Consider the following 17,800-nt stretch of genomic DNA (forward strand, 5'->3'; position numbering starts at 1 on the left):
CATGAACGCTCAACGAGAAGGCGCCGGTGCGCGCGCCGCCATCTACACCCGCATCTCCAAGGATCTCCAGCTTGAAGGGCTCGGCGTTGCACGCCAGCTGAAGGACTGCCGCGTCCTCGCAGCGAAACACAACTGGGAGGTCGTCGCAGAATTCGAGGACAACGACATCTTCGCCTCAGGTGGGAAAGTACGGCCGGATTATGATCGGCTCAAGGCGCTGATGGAGATGCGGCCGGTGGATGTCGTTGTCGTTTATTCGATGGACCGGCTCCACCGAAATTCGCGTGAGCTCGAGGACTGGATCGACTTGACTAAGGCGACGGGCATTGGCATCCACTCGTCGACCAACGGACTCATCGACATCAGCACTCCAGACGGACTGACCCTCGCCCGAGTCGTAACGGCCTTCGCCGGCGGGGAAGTGGCGAAGACACGCATGAGGCTCATCCGGAAGCATCTCGAACTCGCCGAGTCCGGCGCATGGCCCGTTTTTTGGTTGTTCTTTGTCGCACGAGCGCCCATAAGGGGATCACTCAATGCAACAGCATCATGGCGCCGCTCAGTTTTCACGTCAGCTCGGTCGCACAGCCGACGGCGGCCCCTAGCGCCGGCGCGTGCTTCCAGGAGTACAGTTGGGACGCTAAAGCGGACGTTGCCACCTTTCGGCTGTCGCGCATCAGATTCTTATCGAGCTCCCGCGCTCCATTTCAGTGGAGACTGTCCGTGGATTCCCTAGAGTTGGACCACTTCACATTACTTAGCCGGAGGAAGATACTGGACGCAAGTCGGGCTACAGAGGAAGTCCGGGTCTTCCTGCCATTCGGCCCGCGGCGTCTGGAGTGCATCAGGTTGGAACTTAGTCAGGATGCGGCGACAGTATTAATAACGTTCGTGCTGGGTTATGTCCTCAGTAGCCTTGATAGGTGGCGTGAATCCTTGAGGAAGCTGCGCAACCTGAAAAGCGTTCTATACGCTGAACTGGTAAGCAACTACGAAGACGTTATCCAGATAGTCCCCGGCGAGGATGGCCTCAAGACAAGCCCATATGCACTGGCGCGCAGTTCTCGACGCCTCTCCCTAGACGTCTACGAAGCGTATTTAGCACGAATGGACTCTCTCGACGGAGCCACGATGCTCGCTGTCTTTGATGCCTACAATGAAATCCGGCTACTCCAGCGCAAATCTGAAGAGTTGCTAAATGCTCCCGAGCCTACCGACGAGAATCGATGGAGGATTGTTGCGGCTCTCGGATCAAACGTCCAGTCGGCAGCAGAGAGAAGCTGCGACGCGACCCGTAGGGCTATTGAGCGGTTCCCGACTGGCCGTGCACGTGTTGCAGCTTCCGAGTCCAGACGAGGCTTTATTCCGCAACAAGAGAAAGTTCTGAGGGAACGAATGAATGTGAACGATTCAAGCAAACGGAAGCCCCTCATGCCCACTGCTTCCGAAAAGGGGAACGCTATCAAGCTTGGATATCTCATCGGAACACTTGAAGTGTTACTTCGCACAGATGAATATCTCCAACGCCCCGCGCCTCAGTCCTTACTCCTAAACATTCGGGCACTCGCGGATCAACTTGGAATCTCATTTATGCCTGAAAGCATGCAATTGTCCGTGGCAGAACTTCGCGATGATGTAAGGGCAACTTGGGAGGTTGGCTACGGCGTTGGGCGCTTCTACGGTTTAGGGTTTGCCTTCATCGCTAATGGACTCGTCCAGGGCGAGACTGTCACTGAGATTCTCGAAGATGCCGAACGACGCCTCCCTGATGCTGGCTTATCACCAGATCTATTGGGACCGGTGAGGCGCCATTGGGAGAGTCTCTCTGAATCGATTCGCTCATCGGGCGCACTTGATGCTAAGGCAATAATCGATGCGCAGTCTGAAGCTGATCGAATCATTGACACGCTGGGATCCCAGATCACTTCTTAATAGGGCCGACGCGGCAGCTCTTTGCTGCCTAGCGTGTTGAAAAACAAAAGCTTTTCAAGACACTGTTATGGACCTGAGGAGGGGTTAGCGGCCGGCTGTGATGCCCGAAGATTTGCCAGGCCATCAACAAGGCAGCGAGAGTCAATACAATGTCCCGGAAAAGGCTCCAATGCCAGCCTTGGCGGGAGGGATGGCCCAAAGAACTCGGCGCCGGCCTCCGCAGAGTGCGAGGCTTCCCCGCTCTAAACTGAGCGATTTTCCGGGAACCTTGTCGAGTCACATCTTGCTTCATTTCAGAAACTCTATGGGAGGTCAACCACTCCAATTTTCCATTCCCAGTGGCAGCTGCAACTTTCGTTCGCCAGACCTCTATCCAGGAGTTGCCCCGGTGGCTCGTCCTCAATCAGCGGGCGTCAATAACGACCGTTTTTGACCGGCCAGCGGCCAGCCTCCAAAAAATTTTGTGAACCGCAGTGATAAATGGCGGCATTTTAGTAACGCTAAATGTCGCCCCTAGTGCCCCGTAACCGATTCCTTAGCGTGCTTCGGAGCAACTTCGGACATCGACATCTGACGTCACGCAGACTTGAGCTGTGAGGCTACCGACTCACGCATCCTCGGCACTTCAACGTCGCGTGCGGGAAGCCTAGTCAGGTCGGCAGCTGTCAGAACGTTCCCTAGCTGTAGGTAGTCCGGGCATTCCTTCCAGCGTGCCCTCGCCTAGGTGATGCCGGAGGTGTATTCCTGAAATACACCCAGAGAGACGAATCGGCGGCTCGTGGGCCTATGCTCAGCCGTCCGTGGCGGTGTATTCGGTTCTCGTCAGCCCGGTTCGCCACTTCCCACGCCCAGGTAGCGGCACGGTGGCCCGACTGGCCCGATGATTTTCCCCACGTCGGCCGGCGTGAGCCCCTGGGCTTTCAGGGTCACGGGCGGCTGTTGTCTCCCGCCGTCCAGCCTTTCGCCCGGCACCGATCAGGAGAGGCTTCCCATCGCCTCGCATCAGAAGAATCAGGCCGTTCACAGCCTGCAATCTCCCTTTCTAGAGGTACCCACCTTCTCGAGCGGCTTCTGGAGACAGATGAACCGGGTGAAGGGCTTGACCCGCGCTAGGAGCGGGGAGCACTCTGAATGCCACGTCCACAAGACGGGGCAAAAGAATGGACAAAAAATATCGGTTGAGACGTACCCGCCCACCAAATGGGCGGGGGGCGGCCACGATGGCGTTGCTGTCGCGGCCAGCCAGAACGCGCGTCAACGCTTCATCGACCATTGATCAGTTGAGGAGGAGCGCATCTGGAGCCAGAGCCGATGGAGGCTGGACGCTATTGATGCACTTATCTCGAGGGCCCAGCGCCCATGGACGGACAATCCACAGGAAGGACGACCCAATATGGAAGCCAATCGTGTGGTGATGATCCTTTATATGAATATGGATGAGCCTACGGTCGGGTCCGGCTTGCGGATCGGAGGCAACAAGATCCTGACGTCCGATCTGGTGGCAACTGGGACGCAGCATAAAGTGTTGTTGGCCTCTAAGGAGGTGTCAGCCACAATCCTAACCAAATCCAACGATCCCATGGTGGATCTGGCGATCCTTGAAATCTCCGGCGTGGAGGAGTTGCCTTGGCTGGATTGCGCCCGCGTAGACCGAGAAACAGTTGCCACAGTGGGATGTCGTGCTGTTGGATTCCCGAGCTTTGGCAGACTAGCAGACAAACGCCACAGCGCCATCCAAGTCGAAGGGTTCATCCCGACGGTCGATGGGGTATCGGCGCGCTATCTGACACTGAAAATCACTGGCCCTGGAATCAAGGATTGGCCGCCGACGGCCGGCAGCGTCCAGGGAGGATCCCCGTGGGCGGGCATGTCCGGGGCAGTCGTAGTATCCGAAATGGATCAGATACTGGGTGTCATCTCCCGCCACAATCCCACAGAGGGCAACGGAGCCCTGCAACTAACGCCGATTGATTCCATCGATTCATTGCCCACTCGTGTCAGAAGCATGTTTTGGGCGGCCCTCGGAGTCACCGATCCCTTGGATCTGCCCCTGCTTCCGAAGTCGCGGGACTCAAAGCGGCTAGTTGGCATCACATCTTCCAATACCACCTCGGTGACTACGCCCCCCACGTGGGAACTGAGGCTGCTGGCTTCGTGGACCCCCGCGTCAGAGATTAGATGCTTTGAGTTGATATCTCTGAACAATCTTCTGGTTTTGGCAACAGGGGACTCGGATGGAACGGTCCTTTTACATGACGTACTTCTCGCCGGTCCTGGTGATCTTCTCTCTGTCCGCGGGAACCCTCTTCTCGGACATACAGGTCCCATACTCTCTCTAGCAGGGGGGCAATTGGGGGATACACCGGTCGTTGCATCGGGCGGGGCAGATGGGACGGTCCGGATCTGGGACCTGGCTACTGGAACCCTCCGCACCACTTTCACGGGCCATAGCGCAGCAGTTAATGCACTGGCAATGGGGCAGGTGGGCGGTGCGCCGCCGGACGCCATCTCGGGCGGGGCCGACGGTACGGTCCGGATCTGGAATCTGGCTACTGGAAATCTCCGCGCCATTTTGACTGGCCATACTGACGCGATTAATGCACTGGCAGTCGGGCAGGTGGACGGTACGCCGGTGGTCATCTCGGGCGGGGCAGACAGGACGGTCCGGATCTGGGACCTGGCTACTGGAACCCTCCGCACCACTTGGACTGGCCATAGCGAAGCAGTTAATGCACTGGCAATGGGACAGGCGGACGGTACGCCGGTGGTCATCTCGGGCGGGGCGGACGGGACGGTCGGGATCTGGGACCTGGTCACCGGACGCACCCTCAACCCAGTCGCATCTCCACCACAAGAAGGTCCCCTAACGGTGCAAGCAGTCGGGCAGGTCGGCGATACACCAGTCGCGGCAATTAGCAGTCCGGACGGAACAACACGGGTGTGGCGTATTCAGGACTGGAAACAGTTAGCGGAATCTCAGGGCTACAAAACTAGCACTTCACGGGCTTTCGATTTTGTTCGCTTCACTCCCCATTCAGAAAACGAATCTCTGCTGGTCTGGGTGGATTCAGAGGGGCATATTCGCGTCGGCGTCCTCGGTGAGCAGACTCTTTCCGATCAGGTGGAGTGGGTCACTGATGCTCCCGCTCAAGCTGATCTGCTACGCAGGCGGCCCTTGGCCAAGGCCCTGGCTACACGATTGAAGAGAATGAATTCAACGGAACCAGAAACGTCTTTTTTGGTACAAATTGACGGACCTTGGGGTACTGGGAAGAGCACGCTGGTCTCTTATCTTCGCGAGGAGCTAGCAGATGATTGGTTACCAGTCGAGTTCAACGCTTGGAGGCAGGCGGGCATCGGGCCACCTTGGTGGGCTCTTTTGGTGGCTCTCAGGACCTCGTTTGTGCGGAACATCCCTTTTCATAAGCGTCTGTGGCTGCGCATATCGGAGTCATGGGCTCGGCTAAAAAGATTGGGCGGACCCTTCATTGTGGCGGCGTCGATCATGATCGGGTTAGCCGTTTCCCTTTTCTGGATGTTTATGCCCTCAGACTTTAAAATGGCTGGCTCTGGCGAAGTTGCCAAGACCATTACGGCGGTTTTAGCAGCGGTCGGGACCCTGTGGACAATCTCGCTTCTAGCCGGTCGGTTTTTATTCTGGGACTCGGCCCGAGGGGCGCGGAACTTCGAACAAACCAGCAAAAATCCCATGCAGGAAGTCGCCGAGCACATTGCCTGGCTCATTGACAGAATACAGCGGCCTGTGGTGTTCTTTATAGACGATTTGGACCGTTGCGGTCATTCGTACGTTGTCGATCTAATGGAAGCAATTCAAACCCTCATACGCGATCCCGGGACTGAGCAGACGAAGATCCTTAGGAGGAGCAGCCGACGTCCCGCGCCGGCAGTGTACTTTGTTGTTGCCGCAGATGGGGCTTGGATTCGGCGCAGCTATGAAACAGTTTACGAGAAATTCAGCACTGCTATCGCCGATCCTGGTCGACCCTTGGGTTATCTTTTCCTAGACAAGCTATTCCAATTGCGTGTGATGGTGCCCAATTTTGATGCGCCGCGAGGCGACCAATATCTCAGGCATTTGCTGCGGCCAACGGGCGTTGCTGAAAGCAAAGATCAAGTCAGCGCCGAAGTAAAGGCCGTTCGCGCTCGGTTGGCAACCAGCACATCGGAATCTGAAATCATGGATGCGTATCGTTCTGCAAGCCCTGAAGCCCGCGATCGGGTGTCTGAGGAGACGGTGGAGAGGCTCACTGCGCCAGAAATTGAAAGGGAGACCGAACACAACCTGCAACGTTTTGCGCCGCTGCTCCAGTCCAATCCACGCAGCACCAAGAGATTCCTAAATAACTACGCTATGCATCGGTCCGTCAGCGTTCTCGAAGGGAACCCTCTGGCCAGTGAAACGCTGGCCTTGTGGATCATTCTGGAGACACGGTGGCCAAGCTTGGCAGACTATCTGCGTGAAAGTCCAGAGACAATAGCCTTAGCGGACGGTGACAATGGTCCTGATAGTAAACTCCCACCCGAAATCAAACTTCTTCTGGCAGAGCCGGCCGTGCGTCAGCTGATTAGCTTCGAATACGGTGGGCCGCTGACTCCTGACCTTGTTCGATCGTGTTGTGGAGGATAGTATCCTCAGGCGAACTTATTCGACGCGTGCGCTCCTGAACGTGCGTTAAATAGCTGCCTGACCAAACGCGAGTCCTCAGCAAACGCCTGTCTTAGAAAATAAAAGCTTTTCAAGACACTGTTCCGGACCTGAGGAGGGGTTAGCGTGTGAATGGCAGTCGTATTTGGCCTGTTTTTCCCGGCACTAAATCGCCTGGACGGGGAAGAAACTTTACCCCAGTGTCCATCGGCGCTCAGTCAACAGCCGATCGACGATGCAGGCCGCGATGGTGGCGCCGGACAGGATGACCCAGGGTCCAAGGGCACCCGCAATCTCCTACCACTCAGCAGGAGCTGTTTGGACGATGATGCGGATAGGCTCACGTGCCGGTGTGGAGCTCATGACGTCAGCCTCTGCCGCGCTCAGCGTGTTTTGGATGACATCAGGAGTGTCTAGGGAGCAGGTGCCGAAGCTTTGCCGCTCCACCCGGTAACCTCTAAGTCGACCCAGTCGTGCATTTCGTGCAGATGGGTCTTTTGGCGTACTTCACCTAGTTAGGCTCAAACATGTCCGCGCACCCTTCAGGCGATGCTCCTAACTCGAAAGAGTTGGCCATGGTTCGCGCCACCATTTATCCGCGCCTTCGGTACATGGGATCAAAATACAAGCTGGCGCCGACCCTGGCAGGGGTGTTCAGCGAGCTCGGGGGAGAGTCCCTACTGGACGCTTTCAGCGGAAGCGGATTTGTTGGCTACCTGGCGAAGAGCATGGGGTACGCCGTGACGAGCAACGACTACCTCCATTTTCCGTCCGTCATATCGAGTGCGGTCATGGTTAACGACTCCGTCGTGCTCTCGGATGAACTGATCGCGAAGATCACGGGGCCCGCGGCAGACGACCGGGATTTTATCCGGCGCACGTTCAAGGATGTCTTCTTCACTGACGACGACCGTGCCTTTCTTGATTCGGCCTGGTCTCACATTGCCTCGCTTGATGGTTTCGAGCGCGACATCGCCCTGTCGGCTTTGATCCTTTCGGCTGCCCGCAAGCAGCCTCGAGGCGTGTTCACCATCTCCGGTGATCTGGAGAATTACAACGATGGCCGGCGAGACCTTCGCATCTCATTGAGAGAGCACTTTCGTGAGAGGGTCGCAGAGTACAACCAGGCAGTGTTCGCGTCGGCGAAACCTGCGCAGGCCCTGACCGGCGACGTCTTTGACCTGGAGAAGACTGATTACGACGTTGTATATCTTGATCCGCCGTATGCGCCGCCGAGCGATGATGCGGATTACACGAAGCGATACCACTTCCTCGAGGGCTTATCCGATTATTGGATTGGCCGAGAGATCATGCATGAAACCAAGACGAAGAAGATCCCCAAGAAGCACAGCCTTTTCGCAAGCCGGTTCTCCATTGAAGATGCCTTGGAACGAACTTTCGACAAATTCAAGGATGCTGGTGCCATCGTGATGAGCTACTCCAGTAATGCGGTTCCGGACGATGCCCGGATCAAGGAGCTGCTTGGCGCGGTCAAGCCGAACGTTGAGATTCGGCAGATCAGCCACCAATATCACTTTGGGACGCACACGACCGCCACCCGTCGTGCCGCGCAAGAGTACATTTTCATCGGAAGAGACTGACGCTTTGCACACGAACATACCGAGCTATGAGGAGTACAAAGAGCTCCTCAGTGCTCCGGCTTCACCTGTCGATCCAACACTCGAATCAGCAGAGGGAGTTGCTCTCAGCGCGGCCGCGAAGTCGCTGAAGGGCCTGGATCATTTCACTGTCGAGACTCTCGACGCTTGGCTGGCAAAGCACCCGACTGCGATCAATGTGAGAGCCCTGGCACTGGCCGTTGGCCTGACCCAGGAGAAGATGAATGCTTCTTTTAAGCGGGACTTGAAGACCATAGGCCTCCTGACCTTGGCCCGTACTCGCTCGAAGGAACTGATCGAGTACATGAATGATCAGTTCAACCTGGCAAAGCTGCTGGAAGTCCAGTTCAACCGCGACTACGACTTCGGAGACATCCTCGTCACACGAGCCGGTTCGAGAGCCTTTGCGGTAAGGGCTGGTGAAGCGGGTCGAAAGTTAGAAGACCACATCGAGGACGTGGCGAAATCTCTGGGCGTTCAATATCAGCTCAGAACCAAATTTGTAGGTAGGAACGGCCTTGAGGCCCCTTGCGATCTCGCAATCCCCGCGGGTCTTGACCAGGCACAAATCGTAGTGGCCGCGAAGAATTTCGACTCAGGCGGTAGCAAGCTCAGCGACACGGTACGGGAGGTTGCCGACATGGCTGCCGTGAGGAAACCCACCCAGTTCGTTTTTGCCGTTATTGACGGCAATGGCTGGCTGCAGCGCGAGTCCGATCTGCGACGCCTATATGAGATGTGGAAGACAGGTCAGATTGACGGGATGTACACGCTGGCAACTCTCGGGCAATTTCAAGAGGACCTAGCTGAGGCCGTCAAGATGCGCGGCATCCCCAGCACTTCCGTCACCTGACGAAGCAGTAAGGGGCGTCATGTGGAAAAGTGACACCTATGTTCAGAGGTCCCGCATAGGGACTTCCATGAACGAAGATGCGAGTGTACTTGAATGGGTGCGGGCCACCAGGGCTGCACAGGGAATGCCGCCGGTAATTGAGAATCAGGCGTCAGCGGCTCGCGTGCTGGCTGCCGTCGACAACATGAGAGGCCGGCAGGCAGCCTAGTGGCGCCCATGCGGATCCCAAGCGTCCCGGATCAAATACCTTTCGCCGCTACCTGCATGTCGGGCCACGCTGCCTTCAGCTCAGCACCGGTGGTTCTAATCCGCTTTGCCTTGACCCGAGGCTCTGGAAAATGGCGGCACGAGTCTTCACTTGTCTGCTTAGGTGCACGTCATGAAAGTGCCGTTTGTACGCGCCGTAACTCGCACACGACTGCGGTTTTGCTCAGGCTTGCGTGGGAAGACCGTCCGCGGTTTCGACTTTGCGGCATCCGCTCGATGAACTGAGCCATCGGCCCTCCCAGACGTCCGAAAATTCCAACTCGACGAGATCCGGAATCATTGACTCCCCGGAGTGGGTCGGCAGATTGACGGTGGCTCTCCCCTCGGCTGTTCCTCCCGCCAAGATCACCGGCATGGAGATCGACTTCAATGGCGGAGCAGGTGTCGTGGAGGATAACGTCGAAACATCGCGAACTCTTACTACGGGATTGAATAGGGGATAGGGGCTGCCATTTTGCACGGTGAAGGTGACCTTTCCATCCCATGGGCCTTCGTACGAGTCCAGGTGAACTCGTTCCTCAACTGACGGCAGGCCAGTGTGTTCCCGCCAGCCCTTCCATGCGTCCTGGTGCGCCTCCCAGAAAAGGGGGTCCCGCTCCAGAACCATATGAGAGGTGATGCCCACTCGCCTCGCCTGGGCGAGTCGTTCAGCGTCTTCATCATCGCGGCGCGCTTTTTCATTGTGCCAAAGCGTCGCAATAGCGATGGTAAAACCCAAGATTGTGCCGCCAGCTCCAACCCACGTGGCGACGTCACCCCATTCAGTCTTAAGGGGGGCCAACTGTCGACTCCAGCCGACGGCGCAGACCACCGTTGAAGCCACAAGCGCAACGATGATGCTGATGTAGGCAAAATGGAAGGGAGTTATCTTCATCTTCTTGTTGCTCCTGGGTGTGCCCATAGCTGCTGGTTCCTATTTAGAGTGTTCTCAGTCGGCTAGGCATGTGGGCGTACTGACCGCCAAATTTTAGCTGGTCGAACGTCGTACTTTTCACACTCCGTTGCGCCCGCTAAGAAGACCCAGACCCAACTCCAGAGGTCTGCCCTATGGGACGGATGCTTCGCTCTCCAGCACGATACCTTGGTTCCATGACGCCAGCCGAAATCGCCAACCTGACCGTGGCCCTGATTGCACTACTAGTTGCTGTGGCAAGTTTGCTTTACGCGTGGAGAGCATTTGCTCTGCAGCGCCATTCGAGCTCGTCCTCGGGTCTGCACTTTCTTCATGTCGAGCGTGCTGAGAAACGGAGAGAGGAATCACCACCAGGGCTGGAGTACCACACGGCTCGGCCGTACTTCGTTTCACAGATCCTCTCTCGTGGGCCTGGGCTGCGCTACGGGGCGAGAGGGGCGGTCTGGGGTGACGGGGAATTCAAGGTCATTACCCCACAGGTCCAAGTCTGGGGTCCGGGCGACCCAGGCATCGAGTTCGACTTGAAGCCAGGGCAGGACGACCAGTGGAAAGACGTCTACTGCGGTGTTATATGGGAATCACCAAGAATGTTCAGAAAGGGATTCGAGACGCACGGTTACCGCGTGAAGTTGGAGCTCCCCGGCAGCGGCGGCAAAGACCTCGTTACCGAACAGTGGATCGCAAGAAAGAAGGCATGGCGCTCTTTGAAAGTGGGGGGAGTCGTCGAGGACGATCCAATTGCGTCCGCGGCTAAGAAAGGTGCGTCTTTTAGTCAGCAGCTTGGCGAACGTCATCCTGATTTTGACTTGCTCGCAGACTTGAAGCGCGTGATGTCGGCTGGCGGCGAGTAACCGTACTCCAACAGAAACAACACAAAATCGAACATCTGCCGCGTGTATCGCTGCAAAATAGCGAATGCTTGGGTACACGCTTTTCTGTACGCGCCACTGATGGTGTCACGAATGTCTGCACCCTCTCACTTTCGGCCGTTCACGCCATATCCTGCCCATGCATCCAGTGCGCTTGGCTAACCGGGACCTCAGTCCTGAGCTCGAGGAGAATCCTGACAACTAAGCCGTCGCCCGCCCCAAGGGTGGGGCTCCGCCTTGATCAAACCTCGCTGGCCGGCGCCCAGGCCAGGGAATCTGAAGCCCGAATGTAATAGGTTCCCGGCCACGGTACGCCAGGCCTGACTTGTGCCGGATCCGGTGAGATAAGCAAAACCGATCCAGGCCAGATCGGTTCCGGCAGAGCCTCGATCCATGCGCGCTGAACGTGGTCGAAGCGGTTCCATTTGATGGTGATCCACGACCCTGTGGGCTCGAGGGCGTCGACGCTCACGACGGTGATCTCTGCCGTCGTGCCACTGCTTTGCTTCATGTCGTTGAAGTGATCCCACTTTTCGTGAGCGCCAGCCATCCATGAACGCCGCCGGCGTGCTCGGAGCAACCAGACCGCCCCGATGACTGCGGCAGCGACGAGTGCCATGGCAGCGGTTAGTAGCAAGGACAACTTAGCCGACGCGTTGGCAGCCGCGGTCCCGACGAGGTAGACGACACACACAGCGGTTGCCACGCTGCTCAGGATCAAAGCAGGTGTTGCAAGCTTCGGCTTCAGGACTGGGTTCGCATCCATGCATTACCTTCCCGACCAGTTTAGAGTTGCCACCCGACATTGATAAGGCGGTCTTCCCAAGTCACCGGGTCATCAGCCCGCGTCGGAGCGTCTACAGGGCTGTGGGAGGAGACACCTGCTTGCTCAACGAGTCGATCGATATATGCACGCTGCTCCTTCTGCTCCCACTCATAAGCCTCAGGAACTGGCCCCAGAGGAAGGGGCGAATTTTCTATGCCCCACCGATCCCGATAGATGGCAGTTCGGCGAAGCACCCCAGTTGCCTCTTCGGGGGTGACGTAGGGTCGCAAGGCCTCAAGGAGGTTCCGTTTCCACTCGGCGTCACCCACCATCACGGCCAGGGTGACGTGGTCCATCCTCTGCTGCATCCGCTCCCGTACCTGGGTGATCATGTTGGCAAGGTCGGGACGAACGGTGCGGAGTTCCTCGGTCAGGGGATCAATGTCTGCGGCGGGCATCGCGGAAAGGAACTTCCGGAGCCGGGAGTGGACGACTGCCGCTGTGTCTCGGGCGGCTGCGCTTGGTTCCACGGCGGCGACAACAACGCGTTCCGCGCTCGGCCGGCTGACGCCAACTGATCTGCGCCACGCAGCTACAGCTGCACCCCACGAAGGCGATTGCTGAAGCTCGGAGACCCTGCTTAGTGAGTGCGCCTCAAGGAACTCCCTCAGATCCTCAGCCGCTGCCAGTTGTGCGAGGTAATCGTACTCAGCACTGAGGCGCGCCAAGCTATCCGCCTTCGACTGCTCGGCATCACGGACTTCGTGAGCCGTTCGTTCGGCGCCTTCGGCGGCAAGGATCTCGCCGAGGATCTGGCGCCACGAGGCTTGCATAGCGGGATCCATGGGCTCGTCATCCAAAGGATCATTCTCGCTAACGTACGCGTGGTTCCCTGCGCGTCCCCGCGTCATGCTCACGTACAACAGCTCACGCGTCAGCCTGCCTTGTGTCACGACTGTGTGGCCGGTGTCCACGGTGATGCCCTGCGAGCGGTGGGCCGTCGTCGCATAACCCAGCTCAACGGAAGCCTCAACGTAGTCACGGCTCAAGCTAATCGTTGCGCCGGTGTCCCGGCGAACCGCGGTCAGCGAGCCATTGCGCCTGCCAGTGCGGACGACGTCGAGCATGGTTCCGTTCCGGATGAAGTCACCGCTGCTATCGGTTACGGCCCGGACATTCTGGCGGGCAATGACCGTGTCGCCAGTGCCGGCATGAAGTCCGTCGCTGAGCGGTACCGAGTCTTCCGCATCCACGGCACCTTGGACCACCCGATCGGCCTGGGCGCGCTGGTTGAGCATGCCAACCGTGTCATTGTCCGCTGCGATGAGAATAGACGACTTGCCGGCGTGAATGTCGGTCTGCCATCTGAGGTACGCCTGGTCGACCATGTCGAGGTGCACCCCGTGTTGAATGCGCCCGTGGCTGTTGTAGTCAGCAATGGCACCGAAGTCCCCAGCACGAAGCTTCAGCGATGCGTCTTGCTCCCAGGCCTCCTTGAACCGCCAAATCGTGCTTAGCCGCACCGTCTTGCCTTGCCGGTCCAGCCAGCCGAGGACACCGCCGGCGTCGATGGCGTCCAGTTGCCCCGGGTCTCCCACCAGGAGCACCTTGGCTCCGGCATCCCGTACCTGCTGTACCAGTGCAGACAGCTGCAGGGTGGACACCATGGAGGCTTCGTCGACGATGACCAGCTGGTTGGGGTGAAAACGCCACCTGTCCTGTTCGGCGGCAAGCCGCGCGGCCTTCTGGGCGAGGCGAGTGGCGTGCGGTCCCATGGCTGCCACCTGCTTTTTAAGCCGCTGCTCGGTGTCGAAGAACTGCGCGGCCCGGTTGCCGCCACCCTGACCGACAGATTCGTAGAGCCACTTGGCTACGTTCTCCGTGGTCAGTGCAAGCTCCCGCCCAAGAACTTCGGCGCTCGCCGCCGCCGGAGCCAATCCGACCACGGTACCGGCACCAAAGGCGGCTTCCCAGGCCGCCTTGACCGCGCCGAGGGTTGTCGTCTTGCCGGTTCCGGCAGGACCGACGATGGCGTCGAGCCTGTTGCCGCTGAGCAGAACGTTGGCTGCCGCCGCTCGTTGGTCGGAGTGCAGATCTAGCCGACCACGGTGTTTGTAGTTGGCGAGTGACTCCATGGCGACGGCCGCGCTCACGGCCGGGCCGCCGTTGTCGTTCCGTGCTCCCAGGACGACATCCTCGTTGGCGAGGGTACCCGCGTCCGTGTAGAGGCGGGAGCCGTGGAAATCGAAGATGCTGTGGTCTCCGAAGCGGAGATCGGCCTGCGCGTCCGCAGGGAGGGTGTACCGGTACTCATTGAGTGGGACGGACTGGGCTTCTGCGGCGGTGGCTACGATGTCGATCATGGTGTGACGGTCCGCCGGTGTGTGGCACCGAATTTCGGCGCAGACACGTTCGGCTTCTGCGAGGAGGTTCCACCGATTCCAGGTGGCGCGCTTCGTGGCGACGAGCACGCGGGTCAGGGAGCCCACCGCGTCCACCCAGTCGGGTGTGAAGTCGCAGGTGTGGAAGGGCGCTGTCCGGGAGCGCCGAATGGTGTCGGCGAGCACTTCTCGGGATTCGAAGCCCTTGGCGGTCGCCCTTGCTCGCCACTGGGCGGAGAGCCGGTGGAGCGGGATGGCTGTTTCCGGTTTGGCAGTCCGGGTCGCGAGAGTTGCCTGCTGTCGGAGTTTGATGGTGGCTGTCGCGGTTGGGGGAGCGCCGTGACTGGCTGTCCATTCGGCCACGAGCCGGTCTGTTTCGAGATCGATCAGGCGCGAGCGGTTGGAGAATTCGCGGATCAGCGCATCGTCAACGCCGGTCAATTGCTGGCTGGGGTTGTGGATGTTCGCGGCCGGCTGGCGGACCTCCGTGTCGGTGCCGAGGTTACGGTGGAGGGCGTCGAAAAGGAGGCCGTTGTAGTGCTCGCTGGCAGCCACCGCCGCCTTGTAAAGAGTCCGCGAATCGAGCGTGACCCATGCGCCGTCGGTGATGCGCTGGATGCGGTTGGCTATGACCATGTGGGTATGGAGCTGCGGATCCCCGGCCCGCGACTCCCAGTGGTCGAAGGCAGCAGCGATAGCTCCACATGTGCCAAGGTGGGCGACACCGTTGCGGCCGGCCCTCGTGTGGATGACGTAAGTTTGGAGCCACTCGAGGGTGGCGTTGACCGCCTGGTGGTGGGTCTCGAGGATTTGGTCTTGGAGTGTGCGGGGGCTCAGCGCCCAAAGGACGGAGACGGATTTGGGGACGCTGAAAGTGAGGTCAAAGCCGACGACGGCGTGCCGCGTCTCTGCGCGGCCCTGGCTGTTTTGCACGATGGTGGGTTGGCCGTGGGGGCGGCCCAGGGGAGCGAAGGTGTCCGGGTGAGTGGCGTGATCGAAGATAGCCTTGGCGTCCGATTCCGTGACGACGTCTCCAGCGGTCCGGTTGATGCCTCGCACGCCGGACCCGAGCCAGCGGCCCTGCGGTGTTCCGGCTTTCATGTAGTACGTGGTCGCGTCGGCGGGGGTGATTGTCAGATCGTCCATCATGGTGGTCTTGAAGAGATACTTCAGGCCCGACTTAGCGGAGAGCCGGGCGATGGACATGGTCATTGGCTTTGGGTTTCTGGGTTCCGTTTGGTGGCCGTCCAGCCTCGACGGCGGAAGAGTGCCTTGGTGCCGCTGTGGAGCTCGACGCCGGTAGCCTGGGTCAGGGCCAGCAGCTTGCCGCCGAGGTGAACCAGGTCGTGGGAATCGGTCTGCTGGATATTTTGGAGCCGTGCCAGGTCGGCACGGAGATTCCTGATGACGTCACGCTGCTCGGTGTTCTCGGCTTCGAGCCGGTCGATGTCTACAGCTTGCGATCGGAGTTGGTTGCGGAGGGATTCTTGGTGTTGCACGCTGCCAGCGAGAGCGGCAGCCAGCTTGGCCCTCGACTTGCAGTGGGCGACGACCGGGCCGGACTCGGCAACGGTATCCCGGAGTTGAACGGTCGTGGCGGGATTCGGGCGTAACGCGGATACTAGGTGCCGCCGTCGTCGGTCGCGTTGTCTGTTGGCGCAGCGCGTGGAACAGAAGCGCTGTGATGAGCGCGAAGGCGCGAAGCTCCCGCCACATTCCCCACAAATCTTCCCGGTCACGTTGGTTCATCTTTGATGGCTCTGGTTACGACATGACTTGCCGTGAGTCCGCGCCTCACGGTGAATGCCTTGGATGCCAGAGGTGTGAGGTGCTTGGCCGCTAGCTGCCGTCCGAGGTGTGAGTCGCCGGGAACCGCATGCCGGGGAATCGATGGTTCTGATCGGCTCTGGACATGTCCAGAGCCTGAGCGTTCAATGGAAGTGTTGCGACTATTGACGGTCCTAGGAAGACGGGGCCGTTGGATCAAACGGCGACTTGGCGGCACATGCCGGCGGCCGCGGGATGGGGTTCCGATGGACGGCACAGCTTCCGCCAACTATCCGCCAGCGCGGTGCGCTGCAGAAGGTTTCCTCGCACTCAATTTGCCGAGCCATCTTTCGTTGGAACGGCTGATATCGATTGTTGAGATCCTTCGGCACAGGCGGATTGAGGTCGACGTTTCCGAGTCCCTAAACGGAGGATCGGTCTGCGGGCTGTGGCTGTCCACGGACAGCACGGAGATAATCCTGCACGCACCGACGCCGTCGGCACTTCATCGCCAGCAGTTCATCCTTCACGAACTGGGCCATATGGTGCTCCGCCACGATGAGCTGGTGGTGTCCTCAAACTATGCGGAGACCTTGTTTCCGAACCTCTCCGGCGAGAAGGTGTCGCGGATCCTGGGGCGCAGTGACTTCGTGGACCATATCGAGGCCGCTGCCGAAACCCTGGCGGATCTCTTTGCCGCTGCAATCCGGGACAGCAGCCTGGAGCCGCGGTCGTTTGAACGGATCTTCGGATGATTCAGGCGATTGCCGCAGCCGTGATCTGGTGCCTGGCGCTCTGCCTTCTGCCGGATCTGAAGCGGCGCAAGGACCAGAGCATCCTCGTGGCGGCCGTTACCATCGCCACTGCACTGACGCTCAACGTTGACGGAATTTACCGTGCGGGGGATTCCCTTCTCGGGAACCGCAATCTGCTGGACCTTGTGGCCAATGTCTTTATGGTTGTCGGCATCTACTTCCTGTCCCGTGCGATCCTTCGCGCCGCCAATGTCAGTGACACGGTGGACATCCACAACAGAACCGGGCAATCGGTTCTCGGGATGGTCGTTGTGGCCTTGATCGTCAGTTTCAGCCTGGTTGATGCCCCGCAGACGTCGACCTCCTTTATGAAGGACTTTGGAAGCCAGTGGCCGGCCGCCGCGTACTCGGCTGTTCAGTTCCTGTACATCGGCGCGGTGGTGGCCATCACCGGCGTTACCTGCTTCAAGTTCCGCGGCGAGATGGCAAGGCCGTACTTTCGCGTCGCTTTTGTGTTCATCGGCCTGGGCTGCGCCCTGGCTGTGGTGTTGGTCCTTGCCGTGTTGGGGATGGACGTTCTACATCTCATGGGTGAGCGTGAGGCAATGACGCGCCTCTCCTACGTCTACGACGCGGCGTTCCTGGGCGCGATGGTTTTCCTTTGCGTGGGTCTGGCCTTGCCGCCTGTCGCGCGTCGGCTGGAACGCAGGTCCGATGCCCGGGCCGCGGATGTCCTCGTGGAAAGACTGTCCGAGCCGTGGGACCGAATCACGTCGGGGCGCTCCGAGATCCGACTCAACGTGGTTCCAACTGCGATTGACCGCCAGGATGCCCCCAAGCGCCGGCTGCACCGGATGCTGGTAGAGATCCAGGACGCCCTATTCGTGGACCCGAACCTTGCCCAATCGCTGAGCCAGAATGACGTTGACGTTCTGCGAGCAGCGGAGCGGCATCTCGGAGCCCGGTCAACAGGAGATCGACGGACGAGGCGCCAGGGAAAGGAGGCATGAAT

General features: G+C 59.1%; 12 protein-coding genes. 9 read left to right on the forward strand and 3 right to left on the reverse strand.

Annotated elements, in window-relative coordinates:
* The first annotated feature begins 1 nt into the window (after position 1).
* The 5 genes from J2S97_RS17055 (at position 2) to J2S97_RS17075 (ending at position 9,070) form a co-directional block, all read left to right on the forward strand.
* Complete coding sequence (locus tag J2S97_RS17055; protein WP_307051126.1) at positions 2-736, forward strand: recombinase family protein; 735 nt, start codon at positions 2-4, stop codon at positions 734-736.
* The gene (locus tag J2S97_RS17060; protein WP_307051127.1) at positions 724-1,932 is read left to right on the forward strand and encodes a hypothetical protein; all 1,209 of its coding nucleotides are present in this window, start codon (positions 724-726) and stop codon (positions 1,930-1,932) included. The genes J2S97_RS17055 and J2S97_RS17060 overlap by 13 nt, the downstream gene beginning before the upstream one ends.
* A gap of 1,393 nt (positions 1,933-3,325) precedes the next feature.
* Positions 3,326-6,580 (forward strand): P-loop NTPase fold protein, encoded by a 3,255-nt coding sequence (locus J2S97_RS17065; RefSeq protein ID WP_307051128.1) that lies wholly within the window; start codon positions 3,326-3,328, stop codon positions 6,578-6,580.
* A gap of 593 nt (positions 6,581-7,173) precedes the next feature.
* A complete protein-coding gene (locus tag J2S97_RS17070) occupies positions 7,174-8,199 on the forward strand; it encodes a DNA adenine methylase (RefSeq protein WP_307051129.1) in 1,026 nt (341 codons plus the stop codon).
* A gap of 4 nt (positions 8,200-8,203) precedes the next feature.
* Entirely contained in the window at positions 8,204-9,070 is an 867-nt protein-coding gene (locus tag J2S97_RS17075) for a DpnII family type II restriction endonuclease (protein WP_307051130.1), read from the forward strand.
* Positions 9,071-9,500: 430 nt separating this feature from the next.
* On the opposite strand, the gene J2S97_RS17080 is transcribed toward J2S97_RS17075, so the two are convergent.
* Positions 9,501-10,238 (reverse strand): hypothetical protein, encoded by a 738-nt coding sequence (locus J2S97_RS17080; protein ID WP_307051131.1) that lies wholly within the window; start codon positions 10,236-10,238, stop codon positions 9,501-9,503.
* Between the two features lie 188 nt (positions 10,239-10,426).
* On the opposite strand from J2S97_RS17080, the gene J2S97_RS17085 reads away from it, so the two are divergent.
* Entirely contained in the window at positions 10,427-11,101 is a 675-nt protein-coding gene (locus tag J2S97_RS17085; protein ID WP_307051132.1) for a hypothetical protein, read from the forward strand.
* Positions 11,102-11,360: 259 nt separating this feature from the next.
* Here J2S97_RS17085 and J2S97_RS17090 read toward each other — a convergent pair whose 3' ends face one another.
* Positions 11,361-11,885: a hypothetical protein gene (locus J2S97_RS17090; protein WP_307051133.1), complete on the reverse strand. Its 525-nt coding sequence runs from the start codon at positions 11,883-11,885 to the stop codon at positions 11,361-11,363.
* Between the two features lie 20 nt (positions 11,886-11,905).
* Positions 11,906-15,478, reverse strand: a complete 3,573-nt coding sequence (mobF, locus tag J2S97_RS17095) for a MobF family relaxase (RefSeq protein WP_307051134.1) — start codon at positions 15,476-15,478, stop codon at positions 11,906-11,908.
* 71 nt (positions 15,479-15,549) lie between these two features.
* Here mobF and J2S97_RS17100 point away from each other — a divergent pair, with 71 nt between their 5' ends.
* The 3 genes from J2S97_RS17100 (at position 15,550) to J2S97_RS17110 (ending at position 17,798) form a co-directional block, all read left to right on the forward strand.
* The gene (locus tag J2S97_RS17100) at positions 15,550-15,879 is read left to right on the forward strand and encodes a hypothetical protein (RefSeq protein WP_307051135.1); all 330 of its coding nucleotides are present in this window, start codon (positions 15,550-15,552) and stop codon (positions 15,877-15,879) included.
* Positions 15,880-16,299: 420 nt separating this feature from the next.
* Positions 16,300-16,788 carry a hypothetical protein gene (locus tag J2S97_RS17105; RefSeq protein WP_307051136.1) on the forward strand — a complete coding sequence of 163 codons (489 nt, stop codon included), beginning with the start codon at positions 16,300-16,302 and terminating at the stop codon, positions 16,786-16,788.
* On the forward strand, positions 16,785-17,798 hold the full coding sequence (locus J2S97_RS17110) for a hypothetical protein (protein ID WP_307051137.1): 1,014 nt from the start codon (positions 16,785-16,787) through the stop codon (positions 17,796-17,798). Before J2S97_RS17105 ends, J2S97_RS17110 begins: the two co-directional genes overlap by 4 nt.
* Positions 17,799-17,800: the final 2 nt, after the last annotated feature.

It is taken from the genome of Arthrobacter oryzae (assembly GCF_030812315.1).
Lineage (GTDB): Bacteria > Actinomycetota > Actinomycetes > Actinomycetales > Micrococcaceae > Arthrobacter > Arthrobacter oryzae_B.